This window comes from Giesbergeria giesbergeri (assembly GCF_054779375.1).
The window spans coordinates 520,850-535,757 of sequence record NZ_BAAGYJ010000002.1 but is presented as its reverse complement, the minus strand read 5'-3'; the positions used below and the strand labels follow the sequence as shown (position 1 = coordinate 535,757).

At 58.4% G+C, this 14,908-nt stretch carries 14 protein-coding genes; 11 read left to right on the top strand and 3 right to left on the bottom strand.

Features of this window, described 5'->3' with window-relative positions:
* Window positions 1–3: 3 nt before the first annotated feature.
* Together ACYVB2_RS06640 and ACYVB2_RS06635 are read right to left on the bottom strand one after the other, a co-directional pair.
* Window positions 4–999 carry a response regulator gene (locus ACYVB2_RS06640; protein WP_382430276.1) on the bottom strand — a complete coding sequence of 332 codons (996 nt, stop codon included), beginning with the start codon at window positions 997–999 and terminating at the stop codon, window positions 4–6.
* Entirely contained in the window at window positions 996–4,424 is a 3,429-nt protein-coding gene (locus ACYVB2_RS06635; RefSeq protein WP_382430514.1) for a hybrid sensor histidine kinase/response regulator, read from the bottom strand. The genes ACYVB2_RS06640 and ACYVB2_RS06635 overlap by 4 nt, the downstream gene beginning before the upstream one ends.
* Window positions 4,425–4,555: 131 nt before the next feature.
* Between ACYVB2_RS06635 and ACYVB2_RS06630 the strand changes: the two genes are divergently transcribed.
* The 9 genes from ACYVB2_RS06630 (at window position 4,556) to ACYVB2_RS06590 (ending at window position 10,957) form a co-directional block, all read left to right on the top strand.
* Entirely contained in the window at window positions 4,556–4,858 is a 303-nt protein-coding gene (locus tag ACYVB2_RS06630) for an urease subunit gamma (RefSeq protein WP_382430278.1), read from the top strand.
* Between the two features lie 24 nt (window positions 4,859–4,882).
* Window positions 4,883–5,488 (top strand): HupE/UreJ family protein, encoded by a 606-nt coding sequence (locus ACYVB2_RS06625; protein WP_382430280.1) that lies wholly within the window; start codon window positions 4,883–4,885, stop codon window positions 5,486–5,488.
* 18 nt (window positions 5,489–5,506) lie between these two features.
* Window positions 5,507–5,815, top strand: a complete 309-nt coding sequence (locus ACYVB2_RS06620) for an urease subunit beta (RefSeq protein ID WP_382430282.1) — start codon at window positions 5,507–5,509, stop codon at window positions 5,813–5,815.
* Window positions 5,812–7,593 (top strand): urease subunit alpha, encoded by a 1,782-nt coding sequence (gene ureC / locus ACYVB2_RS06615; RefSeq protein WP_382430284.1) that lies wholly within the window; start codon window positions 5,812–5,814, stop codon window positions 7,591–7,593. Before ACYVB2_RS06620 ends, ureC begins: the two co-directional genes overlap by 4 nt.
* Before the next feature lies 1 nt (window position 7,594).
* Window positions 7,595–8,140 (top strand): urease accessory protein UreE, encoded by a 546-nt coding sequence (gene ureE / locus ACYVB2_RS06610; RefSeq protein WP_382430286.1) that lies wholly within the window; start codon window positions 7,595–7,597, stop codon window positions 8,138–8,140.
* The gene (locus ACYVB2_RS06605) at window positions 8,124–8,882 is read left to right on the top strand and encodes an urease accessory protein UreF (protein ID WP_382430516.1); all 759 of its coding nucleotides are present in this window, start codon (window positions 8,124–8,126) and stop codon (window positions 8,880–8,882) included. Before ureE ends, ACYVB2_RS06605 begins: the two co-directional genes overlap by 17 nt.
* Complete coding sequence (gene ureG / locus ACYVB2_RS06600) at window positions 8,879–9,529, top strand: urease accessory protein UreG (protein ID WP_382430288.1); 651 nt, start codon at window positions 8,879–8,881, stop codon at window positions 9,527–9,529. Before ACYVB2_RS06605 ends, ureG begins: the two co-directional genes overlap by 4 nt.
* A 222-nt stretch (window positions 9,530–9,751) precedes the next feature.
* Window positions 9,752–10,216, top strand: coding sequence for a Helicase associated domain protein (locus ACYVB2_RS06595; RefSeq protein ID WP_382430290.1), 465 nt, complete (start codon window positions 9,752–9,754; stop codon window positions 10,214–10,216).
* A gap of 72 nt (window positions 10,217–10,288) precedes the next feature.
* A complete protein-coding gene (locus tag ACYVB2_RS06590; protein WP_382430292.1) occupies window positions 10,289–10,957 on the top strand; it encodes a c-type cytochrome in 669 nt (222 codons plus the stop codon).
* Here the strand turns inward: ACYVB2_RS06590 and ACYVB2_RS06585 are convergent.
* Complete coding sequence (locus ACYVB2_RS06585) at window positions 10,954–11,592, bottom strand: GntR family transcriptional regulator (RefSeq protein ID WP_382430294.1); 639 nt, start codon at window positions 11,590–11,592, stop codon at window positions 10,954–10,956. The genes ACYVB2_RS06590 and ACYVB2_RS06585 overlap by 4 nt on opposite strands.
* 128 nt (window positions 11,593–11,720) lie before the next feature.
* Between ACYVB2_RS06585 and scpA the strand changes: the two genes are divergently transcribed.
* Both scpA and meaB read left to right on the top strand, forming a co-directional pair.
* Complete coding sequence (gene scpA, locus ACYVB2_RS06580; protein ID WP_382430296.1) at window positions 11,721–13,883, top strand: methylmalonyl-CoA mutase; 2,163 nt, start codon at window positions 11,721–11,723, stop codon at window positions 13,881–13,883.
* A gap of 2 nt (window positions 13,884–13,885) precedes the next feature.
* Window positions 13,886–14,893 (top strand): methylmalonyl Co-A mutase-associated GTPase MeaB, encoded by a 1,008-nt coding sequence (gene meaB / locus ACYVB2_RS06575; RefSeq protein WP_382430518.1) that lies wholly within the window; start codon window positions 13,886–13,888, stop codon window positions 14,891–14,893.
* Window positions 14,894–14,908 lie beyond the last annotated feature (15 nt).

Genomic DNA, 14,908 nt, shown 5'->3' with positions numbered 1-14,908 from the left:
TCTTCAGTGTGCGCCGGGGTGTTGCACAGAGCGCACCCGGTTGACGGCCATGGCGGCAGCAGCGGTGCGGGTCTCTACCCCTAGTTTGGCATGAATGCGCTCAAGGTGCTTTTTGACTGTGGCCGGGCTGGCGCCCAAAATCTCTGCAATGTCGCGGTTGATTTTTCCTTGCGCTACCCAGTGCAGCACCTCTGCTTCGCGCTGGGTCAGGCCAAAACTGCTGGCTAGCAGCTCCACCGTGCTGGCCTCGGAGGTTTCTTCCATCACAATCAGCCACTCGCCCTCGGGGCTATCGTCTGATCGTTCAGACTCGCCCAAAGCGCGGTGCAGCCGGAAGGTGAGCGCGCTGGCCTCTTGTGTGAGGGTCAGGCGGGGAGGCTCGAGCTGGCGCTGGGCTTCGGACAGGTGGCGGCGCAACCAGTGCAACACATCGGCAGGGGTGGCAGGCGCTTCGGTGCCACAGTAGCGTAGCAACAGCTGCCGCGCCAGTGGCGTTTGCCACATTAGGCGGCCATCACGCGCGCGCACGGTGATGGTGGCATAGCCAAAGGCATCTAATGCGCTACGTGCCTGCTGTCGTTCCAAGGCACCTTGTCGGGCCTGACGGGCCGATTGCAGATGTACGCCCATGCGGGCCATCACTTCCAGCGGTTTAACCGGCTTGGTCACATAGTCACAGCCGCCTACACCCAGTGCCTTGACCAGATGCTCCGTCTCGGTCAAGCCGGTCATGAACAAAATGGGGATAGCTGCCAGCATGGGGTCGGCCTTGAGGCGTTGTGCCACCTCAAAGCCATCCATGCCTGGCATCAGGGCGTCTAGCAAGATCACATCGGGCCGGGCTTGCGCTGCACGCTCCAGTGCCGAGGCACCATCCAGTGCCACAAGCACGGTGTAGCCGGCATCGTCCAAGGCATCGTGCAGTGGGGCGATGTTGTCGGGCATATCGTCCACCAGTAGCACCACGGCGCCATCGGTGGGGAGATTGGGTAGGGTCATGAGGAGGCTCCGGTGGCAGGCACAGACTGCAACTTTTGCACAATGGCATCAAAGCGAAATTCGCGCGCCTGCGCATACAGTGGTGCAGCCCAAGCTGCACATTCGGGGTATTGGGCTTGCAGGGCATCGAGCCGTTTGACAAAGCCACGGTAGTAGCCCAACTGGGCCAGTTCTATCAAGCTGTCGATGGCCGGTGCCGGAAGATTTGGGGTGGGGGCCATGCTACTGATCATTGGCACCTTGGTGGGGGCAGGCGTGGGCGGTGCAAACTGCCATTGCAAAGGCAGTTTGCCTTGTAACCATTGCAGTACATCGCGGTGGCGCACGGGTTTGACCAAGAAATCTTCGGGTGGCAGGCCAATGGTGTTGTCCAGCCCTTTGTCAAAAGCGTTGGCCGATACCACCGCCAATATCGGGGGCGGCTCCAAAGCCATGGCCTGAATATGCCGCAGGGTCTCCCAACCATCTATGCCGGGCATGGCCAAATCCATAAACACCACATCGGGGCGCAAGCCCGCCCGCAATTGTTGTAAGGCGTCTTCACCTTGGGTTGCCAGGCTGACAACAAAGCCCAGCGGCTCCAACCAACGGGCCAGCAATTGGCGGTCTGCCTCTTCGTTGTCTACGACCAGCAGTTGGCGGCGGTGGCCCGCATAGCCCACAGGCATTTGGTGGGTGGGCAGGGTGGCAGAGGCGGGCGCTTGGTGCAACTCGGGCAAAAACAGCCGTAGCAAAAAGCGTGTGCCCACGCCAGGTTGGCTGTGGGCGCTGAGTTCCCCCCCCATCAGTTCAGTCAGCATTTTGGCAATGGTCAGGCCCAAACCTGAGCCAGGCGTTTGTGCTGTGGCCGCACTGGCAGCACGGGCAAAAGGCTCGAATATCTGCGCCAGTTCTGCTGCCGTCATGCCGGGGCCGGTGTCGCTGATCTCGATATGGGCCATCTGCCGGGCGTAGCGCAGCGCCAGCCGTACTTCACCTTGGGCCGTAAACTTGACGGCATTGCCCAACAGGTTAATCAAAATCTGGCGCAGGCGCTTTTCGTCAGCCCGCACAGCGGTAGGCCATTGGGACGGCCCCTCAAAAACAAAGCGCAGCCCTTTGTCGCTGGCTTGCAACTCAAACAGATGGGCCATTTCTTGCATGAGCGCACGCAAATCCAGTGGGACTGGTTGCAAGGCCACTTTGCCCGACTCAATCCGGGCCACGTCTAACGTGCCCTCAATCAGCGACAGCAGATGCTCACCACCACGCAAAATCACACGGATCGCATGGGCATGTTGCGTCCCTAGTGCGCCGTCTTGTTGTAGCAATTGTGCATAGCCCAGAATGCTGTTGAGTGGTGTGCGCAGCTCATGGCTGATATTGCTGATGTAGCGTGTCTTGGCCTGATTGGCTTGATCGGCCAGAGCGCGGGCCTTTTCTGCCTGCTGTTTGGCTTGTTGCAATTGTTGGTCGGTGCGCCGGTGCGAGTCGATCTCGCGCAGCAGCAGCCCCGTTTGGCGGTTGGATTCTTGCTGCGCCACCTCGCGGCTCTTGTGCGCTAGCACCAGCCACCACGCTACGATGGCAAACACCAGCAGCAGCACCACATACACTTTGGCATAACCCATGCGCAGTGCTTGGCCCACTGTGGCCTGCACATCTGGTGGGGCAGACAATTGGCCCAGACTCTGCCACTCTTGCCGGTACACCAGCCCCAGCACCGCTGCCAGCACCAACCCTGTCACCAATAACAGCAAAATGAAATGGGCCAGCCCGCCATCCAGATAGGGCCACAGTTTGCGCGGAGTGAGGCTGCGCAGCACTTGGCTCCATTGGGCCGATAGCCGTGCCTGCGGTTTGCAGTGGTCAGCACAGCGGGCATCCAGCGTGCAGCACAGTGAGCAAATTTGTCCCCGGTAGGCTGGGCAATGGGCGGTGTCTGGGGCTTCATAGTCGCCCCCACACACTACACAACGGCGCAGCTCGGTCGCACTGGTAGGTGCTTGGGGCTGGCGGGCCAGATAGTAGCGCCCGCGCGTAGCCCAAGCAATCAGCGGGGAGGTAATCAAGGCCGTGACCATTGCCACCAACGCCGAAAATGCCTGCAACAAGCTGCCAAAAACCCCCAGATGTGCCATGATGGACAGCACCGAAGCCAACACCATCGCGCCCACCCCCACGGGATTGATGTCAAACAGATAGGCACGGCGAAACTCGATGCCCGCTGGCGACCAGCCCAGCGGTTTGTTGATCACCAGATCGGCCACCACGGCCATGATCCAAGCAATCGCCAGATTGGCATATAGCCCCAAAACATCACCCAGTGCCTGAAACAAGTTCATTTCCATCAGGAGCAGGGCAATGGCGGTGTTAAACACCACCCAAACCACCCGCCCCGGATGGCTGTGCGTTAGGCGCGAGAAAAAATTACTCCAAGCCAACGACCCGGCATAGGCATTGGTCACATTGATTTTGAGTTGTGACACCACCACAAACAGTGCCGTCACCCACACCGCCCAGCCATAGGGCAAAAAGGTTTCGAAGGCGGCCAGATACATCTGATTGGGATCTACCGCCTGCTGCGCTGGCACCATTTGCGACAGCACCAGCCAAGCCAACAGGGCGCCACCCAGCATTTTGAGCATACCCATCAACACCCACCCCGGCCCTCCCACCAGCACAGCCAGCCACCACTGCCGTGTTGACTTTGGCTCTGGGGCAGGCATAAAGCGCAGGTAATCAGCCTGCTCCCCCATTTGGGTCATAAGTGCCATGCCCACCGTCAGAGCTGCACCAAAGAGGTGCCACTGGAAAGTGCCTCCTTGACCAGATGTGCCAGCATAGTGCGTGAGCTGGGACAACACCTGCGGCTCTAACAACAGCACAGCACCATAGGGAAGCACCATCAACGCCAGCCAGAGGGGCTGCGTCCACACTTGAAAGCGGCTGATGGCAGCAATGCCATGTGTGACCAGCGGAATCACGGCCAAAGCGCAAATCAGGTAGCCCCAGACTGGCGCAATACCCAAAGTCAACTCCAGTGCATAGGCCATCACGGCGGCTTCTAGTGCAAAGAAGATGAACGTAAAAGAGGCGTAGATCAGCGAAGTCAGGGTCGAGCCGATATAGCCAAAACCAGCCCCGCGCGTCAGCAAGTCCATATCTACCCCGTAGCGGGCAGCGTAGATGCTGATGGGCCAGCCAGCCAGAAAAATAATCAGCCCCGTGGCCAAAATAGCCCAGAAGGCATTGTCAAAACCATATTTCAGCAGCAGTGTGGCCCCCACGGCCTCCAGCACCAAAAAAGACGCTACACCAAAGGCCGTATTGGCAACCCGCCACGGCGACCATTGTCGGGCCCGTTGGGGGGCATAGCGCAGAGCATAGTCTTCCAGGGTTTCGCTGGCTACCCAACGGTTGTAGTCGCGCCGCACCTTGACAATGCGTTGCACGGCTTGGTTGCCTGGGACAGAAGGTTGGGAAAAATCGGGGTCGTGCACACGCCATCTGAGGCAGTTTTCATGCCATTGCCATCGTCCTGATAGGTAGGCATGGCTTTTGCTGATCCTTTGCTATGGATCTGACACCCCGCGAAAAAGACAAGCTGCTGATCTTTACCGCAGCATTGCTGGCTGAGCGCCGCCGCGCGCGTGGCCTCAAACTCAACTACCCCGAGGCGGTGGCACTCATCAGTGCTGCTGTGATGGAGGGCGCCCGCGATGGCAAAACCGTGGCCGAGCTGATGAGCGCAGGCCGCGAAGTGCTCACGCGTGATGATGTGATGGACGGCATCCCCGAGCTGATTGCCGACATTCAAGTCGAGGCCACCTTTCCTGATGGCACCAAGCTGGTCACCGTCCACCAGCCTATCGCCTGAACCCCCTTACAGGAGATTTTTTCCATGACACAGACACAGCCTACCTCTCCTATGCGCGCTCTGCGCACTGTGGCCCCGGCCCTGCTGGCCCTTGGCTCTAGTGCGGCACTGGCCCATGCTGGTGTGGATGCCGGAGAGCACCACGGTTTTCTCAGTGGTTTGCTGCACCCTATGAGCGGGTTAGACCACTTGGGCGCTATGTTGGCCGTGGGCTTATGGAGCGCCACCACAACAGCCCGGCCTGGGGTAGCACCGCTATCGTTTGCTTTGACGCTGTTGGCCGGTGCCCTGTTGGCACAGTCGGGCTTGAGTTGGGCAGGGGTCGAGCCAATGATTGTGGCCTCCTTGCTGGTGGTGGGGCTGTTACTGGCTGCACAAACCCGGTTGCCACTCGCAGTAGGTGGGGCACTAGTGGGGGCTTTTGCGTTGTTTCACGGCATGGCACATGGTCAGGAGTTGAATGGTGGCCCTGCTCTGTTGGGCATGGTGGTAGGCACAGCCCTGCTGCATGGCGTGGGCTTGGCGGCAGGGTTGGTGTTGCGCCAGCGTCACCGTTGGGTATCTCGTGCTGCTGGAGTGGCAGTGGCTGCCAGTGGTGTGGTGTTGGGCTGGCCTTTGCTCATGGCCTGAGTGGCACAGGAGTTATTGATGATTCCAGGCGAATACCTGATTGCCGAAGGCGAGCATCTGCTCAACCCTGGCCGCCCTACACATACGTTGGTGGTGCGCAACACAGCAGACCGGCCCATTCAGGTCGGCTCTCACTACCATTTTGCCGAAACCAATGGCGCGTTGGATTTTGACCGCACCGCAGCCCAAGGTATGCGCTTGAACATTGCGTCTGGCACCGCGGTGCGTTTTGAGCCAGGCCAGCAACGCACGGTCGAGTTGGTGGCCTACGCTGGTGATCGCATCGTGATCGGTTTTCGTGGCCTGACCAATGGAGCCTTGTCATGAGCAGCACAATTTCCCGCCGTGCTTACGCTGAAATGTTTGGCCCCACCGTGGGCGACCGGGTGCGACTGGCCGATACAGATTTGCTCATTGAAGTTGAGCGCGACTACACCCTGCAAGCGGGTGGCGGCCTGCGTGATGCCCAAGGTCAACCCTTGGGCTATGGCGAAGAAGTCAAATTTGGCGGCGGCAAAACCGTGCGCGACGGCATGGGCCAGGGCCAGCGCAGCCGTGCCCAAGGGGCTGTCGATTTGGTCATTACCAATGCACTGATTGTCGATCACTGGGGTATCGTCAAAGCCGATATTGGTGTAAAGAGTGGCCGTATTTGCGCTATTGGCAAGGCAGGCAACCCCGACATTCAACCCGGTGTAGACATCATCATTGGCCCCGGCACAGAGGCATTGGCCGGTGAGGGCATGATCGTAACGGCAGGCGGGCACGACAGCCATATCCACTTTATCTGCCCTCAGCAGATTGAAGAAGCGTTGATGTCCGGCATCACCACCATGACAGGTGGTGGCACTGGCCCAGCCACCGGCACCAACGCCACCACTTGCACCCCCGGCCCTTGGTACATGGAGCGCATGTTGCAGGCGGCGGAGGCCTTTCCGATGAACATCGGCTTCTTGGGCAAGGGCAATGCCAGCCAGCCACAAGGCCTGCTAGAGCAGATTGAGGCCGGTGCCATTGGTCTGAAGCTGCATGAAGATTGGGGCACCACGCCTGCCGCCATCGACAACTGCCTGAGCGTTGCCGAAGCCACCGACACCCAAGTAGCTATCCACACCGATACCCTGAACGAATCGGGCTTTGTTGAAGACACCCTGGCCGCCTTCAAGGGCCGCACCATCCATACCTTTCACTGCGAAGGTGCAGGCGGCGGTCATGCCCCCGACATCCTGAAAGTAGTGGGCGAGGCCAATGTATTGCCCTCCTCCACCAACCCGACCCGCCCCTACACCGTCAACACCCTCGACGAGCATGTCGATATGCTGATGGTCTGTCACCACCTTGACCCAGCCATCCCTGAAGACTTGGCTTTTGCCGAGAGCCGGATTCGGCGTGAGACCATCGCTGCCGAAGACATCCTGCACGACTTGGGCGCCATCAGCATTTTCAGCTCTGACAGCCAAGCCATGGGCCGCATTGGCGAAACCATTACCCGTTGCTGGCAAACCGCCCACAAGATGAAGCAACAACGTGGCTGGCTGGCCCCCACGCCGGGCCGCTCTGACCAGGCAGAGGCCCACAGCCGCAACGACAACTTTCGCGTCAAGCGTTATATTGCCAAATACACCATCAACCCAGCCATCGCCCACGGCATAGCCCACGAGATTGGTTCGGTAGAAGTGGGCAAATGGGCCGATCTGGTGCTGTGGAAGCCCGCTTTCTTCGGTGTCAAACCTGCGCTGATTCTCAAGGGTGGCATGATCGCGGCAGCACAGATGGGCGACCCCAACGCCTCTATTCCAACGCCACAACCCGTGCATTACCGGCCCATGTTTGGAGCCTATGGCGGAGCCATCGCCCAAACCTCTTTGACCTTTGTTTCACAGGCGGGTTTGGCCGCAGGCATTGGCGAACGATTTGGCCTGCAAAAACGGCTGGTAGCTGCCAAAGGATGCCGTGTGGCGAACAAGTCCTCAATGGTGCTCAACGATTACGCCCCGCAGATGGATATCGATGCCCAAACCTACGCCGTACGTGCAGACGGTCTGCTCCTGACCTGTGAGCCAGCCCAAACCTTGCCCATGGCACAACGCTATTTTCTGTTCTAAGATGCTGCAAGCCTCCAAACGCATTCCCCAAGGTCAGGGGTTGGCCTCGGTATTGATTCGCCGTGCCGCCACCGTCACGTTGGACTGGGATTTGCGCCAAAAAAGCCGTTTTGACTGTACCGACAGCCAAGACCGGCATGTAGGTGTTTTTCTGCCACGCGGCACACTTTTGCGCGGTGGCGATGTGTTGTTGACCGTTGAAGGCGACCTGCTGCTCGTGGTTGCAGCACCGCAGTCGGTGCTGCGCATCACGCATTGTCCTGAACATGGCAGCCCCTTTGATCTGTTGCGCGCTGCCTACCATCTTGGCAACCGCCATGTGCCGATAGAACTTCAGCCCGACCACCTCAAAATTGAGCCAGACCATGTGCTGGCAGACATGTTGTGCCAAATGCACCTGACGGTGGCTGAAGCCTATGAAGCTTTTGAGCCAGAGGCCGGCGCTTATGGAGAACATGCCACGATGGGGCATTCACACCACAGTGGCAGCCATGCGCATCACCACCCCCACGTTACAGCAGAGCACCACCATGACCCTGTGCATTGAAGCAGGCAGGCAGGCCGCACCTGTATCTGCACCTTCCCAGCCCTTGGCCGGCACAGTCACGCCAGCTCTACTGCCCCTGTTGTGGTTGGCTTCGCCAGCTTTGCCGATAGGTGGATTTTCGTACTCTGAAGGACTGGAGGCAGCTGTAGAGGCCGGACTGGTGCATGACGAAGCCAGCACGGCCCAATGGCTCACCGACCAACTTCACTTGGGCCAGTCGCGTTCTGATTTGGCTGTATTGGCCCAAGCGGTACATGCTTGGCGTTTGCGCGACTGGCCCACTTTGCTGCGTTTAGACCAATGGGTGCGCAACACCCGAGAGACAGCAGAGCTGCGTTTACAAAGCGAGCAAATGGGCCGCTCGTTAATAGAGTGGCTTAAATCGCTGCAACGGCCTGAGTTTTTGTTGGCGCTGTTACCTACAGCCCTACAGGCACCCAGTTACCCTGTGGCCTATGCGTTGGCATTGGCAGTGCATTTGCCACCAGAGCAACCACCGGCCTCTGGCCTGTATGCCTATGCCTTTGGTTGGGCAGAAAACATGGTGCAAGCGGCCATCAAGGCCGTGCCATTGGGCCAAAGCGCAGGCCAGCGTATTTTGGCGCGGCTCAGTCGGCAAATTCCAGCGGCAGTGACCCATGCCATGTCCCTGCCCGAAGAGGATCGGCAGGCGTTTAGTCCCATGTTGGCCATTTTGTCGGCCCGGCATGAAACCCAATATTCCCGTCTATTTCGTTCATGAGCCTGCACCATATTCCTCACCGTACTAAAAAACTTCCACCCTTGCGCGTGGGCATTGGTGGCCCCGTTGGCTCTGGCAAAACCACATTGCTAGAAATGCTGTGCAAGGCGATGCGCCAACGCTATGACCTGATTGCCATTACTAACGATATCTACACCAAAGAAGATCAGCGCCTGCTAACCCTCAGTGGTGCATTACCACCTGAACGCATCATGGGGGTAGAGACAGGGGGGTGCCCACATACCGCTATCCGCGAGGATGCCTCCATCAACCTAGAAGCCATTGACAGGATGCTGGGCCAGTTTCCACAGGCGGATATTGTTTTTATCGAGTCTGGTGGCGACAATCTGGCAGCCACATTCAGCCCTGAACTGTCGGACTTGACCATTTATGTGATTGACGTGGCCGCGGGCGAGAAAATCCCCCGAAAGGGTGGCCCTGGCATCACCAAGAGCGATCTGTTTGTGATCAATAAAACCGATCTGGCGCCCCATGTGGGTGCCAATCTGGAGGTGATGCGACAAGATACTGCCCGCATGCGTCCAGATGCTCAACGCCGCCCATGGGTGATGACCAATCTCAAAACGCTGGATGGCTTAGAGCAAGTGGTGCAATTTATTGAACAACGTGGCATGTTGACGGCCTGATCGCGTTTGAATGGGCAGACCATCACCAGAGAGAGCACTCTGGGGCCGCCAATGCTAAAATGTGCTCTGGCGCCACCGTTATTTTGAGTTATTTTTCCATCCGGCAGTCGGTGCCTAAAACTCTCCGCCATTCACATAGCGTCAAAACCTGTCTATAGCTGGCGGTGCCGTTTTCGACTGCCAGACTCCACGGCTTGCTTTTCAAACAGCCGTCTCTGTGCCATGTCCCAAGGAAAACCGATTCCCATTACCACGCCCCTGAGCCATTTCACCGACCGCCTGCCCGTGATTGCGCAATTCATTGCCCGCGAAGGCCATGCCCACATTCCCCTGCAACAACAAGAGGATGGGCATCCCATAGGTTATTGGTGTAGCAATTGGCGCTTTCGGATCGAGACAGCCATCGACACCATCCCCCATGAGCAATTGGAAGCCTTGCGCCGCATTGGTTTTCTCGAGCCAGCAGGCCCAGTGCCCCCTGCACCATCCGATACACCCGTTACAAACGATGAAGACTGCATCGGTATCCCCGCCGAATGGATGCAGTCGCCACAGAAGCCACAGGAGCCTACGTGGCTGCTGCCCGTTGGTAGCTTGCGCCCTACCAGCCCTCTGCCTGCCAACCCTATGCCTCTACAGCCCAAAATCGAGGTCAAAAAGAAGCGCCAGCTGCAAATCTATCGTTGAGAAGGCGTGCTGGCGCGGCATAAGCACGCCAGCTTCAATCTAGAATGCCCTTTTTCCGGAAGGGATTTATTCATGGTGAAACGCATTCCAGTGGCCTTGGCCACCGCATTGCTTGCAGTGTGTGCCTTGCAGCCAGTGGCTGCACAGCCATCCAGGGCACGGGCCACCGCCGATGTGGATCTAAGTGCCCGTTTGAAAGAAGTGCAAGCCAATCCGGCGTTAGAAGAAAACCTGTTCAAACTGGGCCGCAAAGTGGCTGCCGTCTGCGTCCACTGCCACGGCGATGGTGGTAACAGCCTGAATCCCGACATTCCGAATCTGGCAGGACAAAATCCTGCTTACCTGTTGGAGCAATTGCGCCTGTTTGCCACGGGGCAGCGGCGCAATGAGTTCATGGAGGGCATGATCAAATCCATGAACAGCGACGAAAAAGTGGGCATGGTACTGTTTTATTCGGCGCAAACCGTCAACCACAAACCCAGCACCACACCTGCACTGGCGGATAAAGGCAAGGTGGTGTACCAGAAGCAGTGTTTGGCCTGCCACGGTGCCAATGGTTTGGGTAATGAGCAAATCGCCCGCATTGCGGGGCAGCAGCCGGGTTATTTGCGCAAAATGCTAGACCGCTACCGCACGGCCCAATCGGGGCCATTGGCCAAATCCATCATGACCCCCACCATGCGCAGCATGAGCGATGCAGACATTCAGGCCGTGGTGGCCTTTGTCACGGCCATGCCCTAAGGTGTAGCGGCCTCTAGGCCTTGGGCAAAATGCGTTTGCATGGCTTGGGCCGCAGCAGCGGCATCGCGGGCCGTGAGCGCCGTCAAAATAGCCCGGTGTTCGCGCAAAGAGTCCGCCATCCGGCCCTGCTTGAACAGCGAGTTGTGCCGGTTGAGCTTCATCACTTTGCGCAAATCCGTCACCACTTGGCTGCGCCAGCGGTTGTCTGCCAGCTCCAGCAATTGCATGTGAAATTGCTCGTTCAGGGCAAAAAAGCGTTCGCGTTCATGCACGGCACTTTCGAGTTCGGCGTGTAGCTCTTGCAGTGCCTGTAACTGTGCTGCGCTGGCCTGTGCCGCCACGACCCCCGCAGCATCGCTTTCCAGCAGACTGAGCAGGTGGTAGACATCGCGCAGGTCTTTTTCAGACATTTCGGTCACGTAAGCGCCACGGCGCACCTTCATCGTGACCAGCCCTTCGGCAGCCAAGACTTTCAATGCTTCGCGCAGCGGCGTGCGGCTGATGCCAAATTCTTCGGCAATCTTGAGTTCATCAATCCAGCAGCCGGGTTCCAACTCGCGGCGGAAAATGCGCTGGCGCAGTTGTTCGGCCACTTCTTCGTACAGTGCACGGGGGGTCAGGGTGACGGCAGACATGGGCGCAATGGTACCGAAAAAAACTATAAATTAATAATTACGGATGCGGTACACTCGCCACCGTCGTGCGGGCCTGCGAAGCATTGCGAGCGAGCCAGCCACTCTCTTAGCGACCGGAGACCATGCCCATGAGCAGCCCTAACGAAAATTCTTTCAAAACAGCCTCTCTTGAGGACTGGCAACGTGCCGCCGCCAAATCGGCCCCCGGTGGCAATGTCGATGCCCTGAACTGGACGACCCCTGACGGTATCGTCGTCAAGCCACTCTATACCGCCGAAGACACGGCTGATTTGCGCCACACCAACACCCTGCCCGGTTTTGAGCCCTATCTGCGCGGCCCGCAAGCCACCATGTATGCGGTGCGCCCTTGGACAATTCGCCAATACGCCGGTTTTTCTACCGCTGAAGAATCCAATGCTTTTTACCGCAAGGCGCTGGCCGCTGGCGGCCAAGGCGTGTCGGTGGCGTTTGACTTGGCAACCCACCGGGGTTACGACTCTGACCATCCCCGCGTCACGGGCGATGTGGGCAAGGCCGGTGTCGCCATTGACTCGGTAGAAGACATGAAAATTTTGTTCAACGAGATTCCGTTGGACAAAGTGTCGGTGTCCATGACCATGAACGGTGCGGTGCTGCCGGTGCTGGCGGGTTATGTGGTGGCGGCAGAAGAACAAGGCGTGAGCCAAGACAAGCTCTCTGGAACTATTCAGAACGACATTCTGAAAGAGTTCATGGTGCGCAACACCTATATCTACCCGCCCAAGCCATCGATGAAAATCATTGGCGACATCATCGAGTACACGGCGCAGAACATGCCCAAGTTCAACTCGATTTCGATTTCGGGCTACCACATGCAAGAAGCTGGCGCTAATCAGGCGCTGGAGTTGGCCTTTACACTGGCCGATGGCAAAGAATACGTCAAAACCGCCATTGCCAAGGGTATGGACGTGGACGCTTTTGCCGGTCGTCTGTCGTTCTTCTGGGCGATTGGCATGAACTTCTACTTGGAAGTCGCCAAGATGCGTGCTGCCCGCCTGTTGTGGTGCCGCATCATGAAGGGTTTTGATGCCAAAAACCCCAAGAGCCTGATGCTGCGCACACACTGCCAAACCTCGGGGTGGAGCCTGACCGAGCAAGACCCGTACAACAACGTGGTGCGTACCACCATTGAGGCCATGGCGGCTGTGTTTGGTGGCACACAAAGCCTGCACACCAACGCATTGGACGAAGCTATCGCCCTGCCCACCGAGTTCTCGGCCCGTATTGCCCGCAATACCCAGCTCATCATCCAAGAAGAAACCCACATCACCAACGTGATTGACCCTTGGGCTGGCAGCTACATGATGGAAAAGCTGACCCAAGACATGATGGACGCGGCTTGGAAAATCATTGAAGAAGTCGAAGCAATGGGCGGTATGACCCAAGCGGTCGATTCGGGCTGGGCCAAGCTGAAAATTGAAGCCGCTGCGGCTGAAAAGCAAGCGCGTATTGACTCCGGCAAAGACGTGATCGTCGGCGTGAACAAATACAAGCTGGCGAAAGAAGACCCGGTCGATATCCTGCAAATTGACAACGTCAAGGTGCGCGAGGGCCAAGTGCAGCGCCTGAACCAGATCAAGGCCAGCCGCGACAATGCTGCCGTGCAAGCCGCTTTGGATGCCCTGACCGCTGCCGCCGAATCCGGCCAAGGCAATTTGCTCGATTTAAGCATCAAGGCTATCCGTCTGCGCGCTACCGTGGGTGAAGTGTCGGATGCGTTGGAAAAAGTGTATGGCCGCCATCGTGCCGACACACAAAAGGTGACGGGTGTGTACGCTGCTGCTTACGATTCTGCCGAGGGTTGGGACAAGCTGAAAGAAGAAATCAACGCCTTTGCCGAGGCCCAAGGCCGCCGTCCGCGCGTCATGATTGCCAAGCTGGGCCAAGACGGCCACGACCGGGGCGCTAAAGTGGTAGCCACCGCCTTTGCCGATTTGGGCTTTGACGTGGACATGGGGCCGCTGTTCCAAACCCCCGAAGAATGTGCGCGCCAAGCAATTGAAAACGACGTGCATGCCGTGGGTGTCAGTACCTTGGCTGCTGGGCACAAAACGTTGGTGCCTGCCATCATCCAAGCCCTGAAAGACCAAGGCGCAGACGACATCATCGTGTTTGTGGGTGGCGTGATTCCGGTACAAGACTACGAGCACCTGTACGAAGCCGGTGTGAAGGGCATTTACGGCCCCGGTACCCCGATTCCGGCCAGCGCAAAAGACGTGCTGGAACAAATCCGCAAGGCCCAAGCGGCGTGAGCATGGCCGTGCTGGCGCTGCAAGAAGCCCTGTTGCACGGCAATGCAGTGCAACAGCGGCGGGCGATGGCCAAGGCCATCACCCTGCTGGAGTCCACCCGGGCTGACCACCGCGCACAGGGCGATGAGCTGCTGACGGCCCTGTTGCCACACACCGGCAAAGCCTTGCGCTTGGGCATCAGCGGTGTGCCGGGGGTGGGCAAATCCACCTTTATCGAAACGCTGGGCCTGTATCTGATCGGCCAAGGACATCGGGTGGCAGTGCTGGCGATTGACCCGTCCAGTAGCGTCTCGGGTGGCTCCATTTTGGGTGACAAAACCCGCATGGAGCAGCTTTCGGTGCAAGAGCGGGCCTATATCCGCCCCAGCCCCAGCAGTGGCACGTTGGGCGGCGTGGCCGAAAAAACCCGCGAAGCCATGCTGGTCTGCGAAGCGGCTGGCTACGACATTGTGATTGTAGAAACCGTGGGTGTGGGCCAATCTGAAACCGCAGTCGCCAACATGACCGATATGTTTGTGCTGCTGCAATTGCCCAATGCCGGTGATGATTTGCAGGCGATTAAAAAAGGCGTGATGGAATTGGCCGATTTGGTCGTCATCAACAAGGCCGACATCGACAAAAACGCAGCCACGCGCGCCGAAGCGCAAATCACCTCCAGCCTGCGTTTGCTGGGCCAGCATGGCAACCCAGAACATGCCCACCACAATGAGGCGCTCTGGCATCCCAAGGTGGTGCAAATCAGCGCCCTGTTGGGCCAAGGTGTGGATGGCTTTTGGGCAGCGGTGTCGGAGTTCCGGCAACTGCAAACCACCAATGGCCGTTTGGCCGTCCGGCGCGAAAAACAAGCCCTGAGCTGGATGTGGGAACGCATTGATGCCGGGCTGAAGCTGGCTTTTCGTCAGCACCCGCAAGTACAGGCACTGCTACCGCACACGCTGGCGGATGTGGCGGCGGGCCGTTTGGCCCCCTCCACCGCTGCAAGAAATCTGCTTCTGGCCCATAGCCGCTAAACACCAGAAGCGCCC